The sequence below is a fragment of the Nonlabens dokdonensis genome (genome assembly GCF_002162835.1).
Lineage (GTDB): Bacteria > Bacteroidota > Bacteroidia > Flavobacteriales > Flavobacteriaceae > Nonlabens > Nonlabens dokdonensis_B.
In genome coordinates this window covers 1-2,283 of sequence record NZ_MAAX01000030.1, presented here as the reverse complement: position 1 = coordinate 2,283, position 2,283 = coordinate 1, and the positions used below count along the sequence as shown (strand labels likewise).

At 31.9% G+C, this 2,283-nt stretch carries 1 protein-coding gene; it reads left to right on the top strand.

The window, feature by feature from the left end; all coding sequences use genetic code 11:
• Positions 1-212: 212 nt before the first annotated feature.
• Positions 213-2,283 (top strand): carbamoyltransferase N-terminal domain-containing protein (locus A9Q93_RS02035; RefSeq protein ID WP_303685717.1); only part of this gene is annotated, 2,071 nt, incomplete at its 3' end.

Sequence of the window (2,283 nt, the reverse complement as noted above, 5' to 3'; positions counted from 1 at the left end):
TTAATGCAACTTCAAAACAAACTGGAGTTAAAAAAATTAGGTAAACATACCATAGAACTGTTTTTCGCTGAAATCCGAAAAATAATTTCTTTAATTGTTGCTTCATATTATAGGACGAATACCATTTGATTTGTTAAGTTCCTTTTTTTTCTAAAAAAATTTTAAATTAAATAATTATATTTACTGTGACAACTAATGACGAATTATTTATTGTGAATAAAATATTAGGAATTTCTGCTTTTTACCATGACTCTTCAGTTTCAATAATTATTAATGGAAAGATCATTGCTGCCGTACAAGAAGAGCGATTTACACGACTAAAAAACTACTCAGAATTTCCTTATCAATCCATTTCTTATTGCTTAAAAGAGGCAAATATTTCGATTGACGATATAGACGCTGTGGTATTTTATGATAAGCCTTTCTTAAAATTTGAACGTTTATTAGAAACCTATTTTACATTTGCTCCTAAAGGATTGTTATCTTTTTTAAAGTCCATTCCACTTTGGTTAAACAAGAAACTGTTTTTAAAAAAAACACTTAGAAAAGCATTAAAAGAATTAGGCAGTAAGAACCCCAAAAACATACAATTATTATTTACAGAACATCACTTATCGCATGCGGCAAGTGCTTTCTATACATCACCCTTTGAAGAATCCGCAATTTTAACGATTGATGGTGTTGGAGAATGGACAACAGCATCAATCTGTGTTGGAGATAACAATGGCATTAAAATGATAAAAGAGTTAGATTTCCCTCACTCTATAGGCCTGTTTTATAGTGCTGCAACCTATTTTTTAGGATTTAAAGTTAATTCTGGAGAGTATAAATTAATGGGCTTAGCACCTTATGGAAATCCTAATGACGAACAGACCCTACATTTTGAGCAACTATTATTAGAGAAGGTAATTCATATTTATGATGACGGTTCTATTTGGTTAGACCAACAGTATTTTAGTTATACTACTTCTTTAAGGATGATCTCTGATAAAATATGGGAAGAATTACTAGGTTTTTCTAAACGGAAAGAAGAAGGAAGTTTAGAGCAAGTCCATGCTAATTTAGCTTTAGCAATTCAACATATAACAGAAATGGTAGTGGTAAAAATGGCTCAAGAAGCAAAGCGACTTACGAATTCTAAAAATTTATGTCTTGCAGGCGGAGTTGCTTTAAATTGTGTGGTAAACGGAAAGTTAGAAAGAGGAGAATATTTCGAGAATATTTGGATTCAACCTGCCGCTAGCGATGCAGGAGGTTCTTTAGGAGCTGCTTTAGCAATAGACCAAATGTATTATAAAAACAAACGAGTGATTTCAGATTTAGATTCCATGCAAGGAACCTATTTAGGCCCTAGTTTTTCTAGTTGTCAAATAGAAAAACTCAACAAGCGCTTTAATACGGTTTCAAAAAAGCTAAATACAGAAGACTTAACTAAAACAACAGCCATGTATTTAGCGGAGAGCAAAGTTATAGGTTGGTTTCAAGATAGAATGGAATTTGGACCAAGAGCCCTAGGAAATAGAAGTATTTTAGCGGATCCAACCGCTTTTGAAATGCAAAAAAAAGTAAACCTTAAGATTAAAAAGAGAGAAGCTTTTAGACCCTTTGCTCCAGCTATTCTAGAAGAAGATGCAGCAAAATATTTTGATATTAAAAAAAAACCGTCTCCATACATGTTAAAAGTAGCAACATTAAAGAAAGAGCATAGATTTAATCTATCAGACAGGTATTACAATAACTCTCTGTTAGAACGTTTGTATATAAAACGAAGTAAGATACAAGCTACTACTCACGTAGATTTTTCATCTAGAGTACAAACAGTTAATAAAAAGCAGAATGAAAAATTTTGGAATTTACTATCTGAATTAGGTATTGAAAAAACAGATAAAATAGTTTGTTTGCATCTAAGAGATAGTGATTACTTAACTAATAAATATCCTCGGCATGATTTTTCTTATCATGATTATCGTGATACTAAGATTGAAAGTTATTGCTTAGCAATTCGGTATCTTATTGAGCAAGGCTATAAAGTTGTTCGCATAGGAGCTAAGAGTAATCAATCTTTGTCATCAAAGAATTTAACAAATTATTTTGACTTTTGCATAGAGAGAAATGAACAATATGGAGACTTTATCGATGTTTTCCTATTGAGTGTTTGCGATTTTTTCATTGCTACAAATTCAGGTCCGTCAAGTGTTGCAGCTATTTTCGATACTCCTACACTTACTGTAAATTCAGTTCCTATTTCGCCAGGTTTTGGGCAGAATAGTCGTTTTATCCCTA